Here is a 3,580-nt window from a genome sequence, read left to right as displayed (position 1 = left end):
GGAGGGCGGGGTCGTGATAAAGGGCCCGCGTGCGTTCCTTCTGTGTCCGGTGTCTGCGTCCCGAGAGCGCGTGCTACTGCGCGCACGTTCCCCAACTGGAGACGCGCACGCGCGTGGTGTTCCTCCAGCACCCCCGGGAGCGGCGCGTGGCCATCGGCACGGCGCGCATGGCCCACCTGTCGCTGCCCAACTCGGAGCTGCACCGGGGCGTGGACTTCACCGGCCACGCGCGCCTGGAGGAGCTGGCCCGCAACCCCGAGCGCGTCGCGGTGCTCTTCCCCGGTGAGGACGCCATCTCCGTCGAGGATGCGCGGGCGAACCCGCCGGAGACCCTCATCGTCGTGGACGGCACGTGGCCGCAGGCGAAGAAGGTGGTGATGCGCAACCCGGTGCTCGCGGGCCTGCCGCGCATCGGCTTCGTGCCGCGCCGCCCGAGCAACTACCGCATCCGCGCGGAGCCCGCGGACCACTGCGTCTCCACCATCGAGGCGGTGGCGGAAATCCTCGGGCAGCTCGAAGGGCGTCCGGAGCACTTCGACCGCATGCTGGGCGCGTTCGAGTTCATGGTGGACACGCAGCTGGAGCGGCAGGAGACGCGCGCGGGGCCCGGCCGGCGGCGCATCTACAAGGGCGAGTGGCGGCCGCCGCTGGAGCTGCGCTCGCTGGCGGAGGCCGCGGACCAGTTGGTGCTCTTCTACGCGGAGGCCAACGCGCACCCGCTGGAAGAGGACATCCCGCCGGAGCTGGTGCACCTGGTCGCGCGCCGGCTCACCACGGGGGAGCGCTTCGAGGCGGTCATCGCTCCGGAGCAGCCGCTCGCGCACAGCACGCCGCTGCATGTCGAATTGTCGGAGGACGCGCTGCGCGCAGGAGAGTCCCGCGCGGAGGCGCTGGCCCGCTTCGAGGCGTTCCTGCGTCCGGGGGACGAGCTGACGGTGTGGACGACCTTCGCCCTGGACCTGCTGTGGAATGGCGGCCTGTCGCGCAAGGCGGCGCGCAACGTGCGGCTCGCCACGGCGCGGGCGCTCAAGGGCAAGGCGGGGGGCGTGGAGCAGGCGGTGGAGCTGCTCGGCGCGCCGACCGTGGCGCCGTGGGCCCGGGGCCGCGCGGGTCGCCGCATCGCCGCGTTGGAGTCCGTCGTGCAGGAGCTGGTGGCCCGGGGCCGTGCGACCGCGCCTCCCGCGCGCCTGCCGCGCACCGGCTCCGAGGGCTGAGCGCTACTGGCCCAGGCGCGCGGTGCCGACGCGAGCGCCCAGCGTCGTCGAACCGGAGCGCCAGGGCTGGGCCTGCTCGCGCACCCAGCGCCCGAACCGGGCGATGAGGTAGCAGCTCACCAGCAGCGCCACGGACACGCCCAGCGCCGCCGCGATGCCCAGCCGGGGCCCGATGCGCTGCGCGAGGCCCGCGATGTCCGCCCAGCCGTACACGACGGGCAGGTGCAGCACGTAGAGCCACAGCGACAGTCGACCCAGCGGCGCCAGCAGCCCGCTCAGCCGCTGCGGCAGCAGGTTCACTCCGCCCAGCACCAGCAGGCCCTGCGCCACGCGGAACATCACCATCGTAGGGCTGGTGGGCGTCCACTCGATGGGCAGCCAGCGGGTGAGCGCCAAGAGCCCCCCACCCAGCGCGAGGAGCGCGAGCCCCTGCGGCCAGCCCGGCTTCAACACGTGCAGCGCGTGCGCGGCGAAGGCGCCCGCGAAGAAGAAGCCCGCCCAGGGGAAGAACGGGAAGCGGCTGCCCTCGCCATTGCCGATGAACTGCTGCACCGGCACCGGCAGGTGCGCGCCCGCCTTCCACAGCACGGCGCTCGCCAGCGGGATGCCCACCGCGAGCCCTCCCAGCAGCAGCGCCCGCGCGCCCTGGTTCGGCGTCAGCACCAGCGCGAACGCCCCCAGGAGGAGCGACGCGCCAATGCACTGGAGCGCGTCGAACTGGAAGACCTTGGCCAACATGGCGTCGGAGTAGCCCAGGTCGCGCACCGCGCCCCAGCCCGGCCAGTGCAGCAGGTATCCCAGGAACAACAGCAGGAGCGCCCGGCGGAACCGACGACCGAAGGAGTCCTTCGCGGCGCCGGGCTTCGTGCCCAACGCCATCACCACCGCCCAGCCGCTCACGAGCAGGAACAGCGGCGCGGTGATGCCCCGCAGCTCCCAGTAGCGCTGGACCCACGGGTGGTCGCGGAGCGCGGGAGCCAGCAGCGCGTCCAGCGTGTGCCCCATCACCATGGCGACAACAGCCAGACCCCGCGCACCATCGAGCGCGGGGTGACGGGTTTGCCGGAAGCTGAGCGAAGGGCCGAGTCCGTTCAAAGCGCTCGCGAGCATAAGCCCACCTTCGGGCCTCGTCTCCAAAACGCACCAACCGTGGGGGTTGGCAGGCGTGGAAGGAGCCCCGGATTTCACTCACAGGCAAGGTCCCGCGTCCGCCGGAGGATGCTACAGGATGGATGCACATGGTCCCGCGCACCGCCCTCGCCGCCGCCCTCGTGCTCCTCGTCCCGGCCTCCGCCGTCGCGGATGACTGGGGCGGATCCGACAAACCCAAGCACTACGCCGCCTGTCTGTCCGCCACCGGCGTGGGCTACGGCGCGGGTGCGCTCCTCTTCGACTCCCCCGGCGCGCGGGCCCTCACCGGCGTGGGCCTGGGGCTGGGCGCGGGGATTGGCAAGGAGGTGTACGACCACGCACGCGGCAGCGTCTTCTCCATGAAGGACCTGGCGTGGGACGCCGCCGGCACGGCCACCGGGCTACTGGCCGCGTTCCTCGTGGACCGCCTCGTCACCCAGGTGCTGCTGCCCCCGCCCCGAAGCGTCACCGTCGTCGCCGGGAACGGGAGCGGGCAGGGCCGCGGCAGCGTCAGGACGGGCGCGGCGCTCCACGAACTTCAGCAGCAGGTCGCGTTGCAGGCGCGGCTCCACGAGCAGCAGGCGGCCCTCGGGGTCGTCGCTGTCGGAGACGAGCACGGTGACCTGGCGGCGCGGGCACTGGTTCATGCATCCAGTGGGCGTGACGCGCACCTGCTCGGCGAGGCCCCGGTCATTCAGCTCGCCCTGGAGCCAGCGCGGCAGGTCCTGCCCTCCGCCCCGGGCGCACTTCGACAGGCATTTGCGGCAGACCATCACGTCCACCTCACGCCCCTTGCCGCCCGCGTCGTCCTGCATCCGTCGTCCTCCGTGCCCTTCGCTGCCAGCCCGCGCTTCCGCTTCCAGTCGGATGCTCCGGTCCGGGTTCACGGCGCGCGGCCGGAACCGTGATGGAAGAGAAGGGGTAGCGACGTGCCCCTTGTTCCGCAGGGACCGTGCGCCCCGCCCGCCGGGTCGCTGCCCGGGCAGGCGCCGGACTGATGGGCACCGGTAGCCCAGATGCGGGGTGCGACTTCTTGCCTCGGAACAGGGGCCGCCGGGCGCTGTTAGCTTGCGACCGCGCTGTGTCGCTCGCGGAAGGTCCCCCACGTGCTGCGAAATCGACTGCTCCCCTGGTTCACCCTGTCGGCCCTGGGCCTGGGTGCGCTCGCCGGTTGTGAACGCGCCTCCGGCACCCCTGCCGAGGCCCCGCCCGCGCCCCCCGTGGCAGTGGTGAAG

Annotated in this window: 3 protein-coding genes; 2 read left to right on the top strand and 1 reads right to left on the bottom strand. The window is 73.0% G+C overall.

Going from position 1 to position 3,580, the window contains the following annotated elements; genetic code table 11:
• The first annotated feature begins 29 nt into the window (after positions 1–29).
• Positions 30–1,214, top strand: a complete 1,185-nt coding sequence (locus D7V93_RS40200; RefSeq protein WP_120648314.1) for a tRNA-uridine aminocarboxypropyltransferase — start codon at positions 30–32, stop codon at positions 1,212–1,214.
• A 3-nt stretch (positions 1,215–1,217) separates the two neighbouring features.
• Here the strand turns inward: D7V93_RS40200 and D7V93_RS40195 are convergent, their stop codons facing one another.
• A complete protein-coding gene (locus D7V93_RS40195) occupies positions 1,218–2,225 on the bottom strand; it encodes an acyltransferase family protein (RefSeq protein WP_244237798.1) in 1,008 nt (335 codons plus the stop codon).
• 227 nt (positions 2,226–2,452) lie between these two features.
• On the opposite strand from D7V93_RS40195, the gene D7V93_RS40190 reads away from it, so the two are divergent.
• Positions 2,453–3,253 (top strand): YfiM family lipoprotein, encoded by an 801-nt coding sequence (locus tag D7V93_RS40190; RefSeq protein WP_167509548.1) that lies wholly within the window; start codon positions 2,453–2,455, stop codon positions 3,251–3,253.
• Positions 3,254–3,580: the final 327 nt, after the last annotated feature.

Source organism: Corallococcus llansteffanensis (genome assembly GCF_003612055.1).
In the GTDB taxonomy this organism is placed as follows: domain Bacteria; phylum Myxococcota; class Myxococcia; order Myxococcales; family Myxococcaceae; genus Corallococcus; species Corallococcus llansteffanensis.
This window is presented reverse-complemented; position numbering and strand designations above follow the sequence as displayed.

Bases quoted from the DNA above. Each gene is read 5' to 3' on its own strand.
- D7V93_RS40190 (WP_167509548.1), top strand. From the start codon at position 2,453: ATGGTCCCGCGCACCGCCCTCGCCGCCGCCCTCGTGCTCCTCGTCCCG.
- D7V93_RS40195 (WP_244237798.1), bottom strand. From the start codon at position 2,225: ATGGTGATGGGGCACACGCTGGACGCGCTGCTGGCTCCCGCGCTCCGC.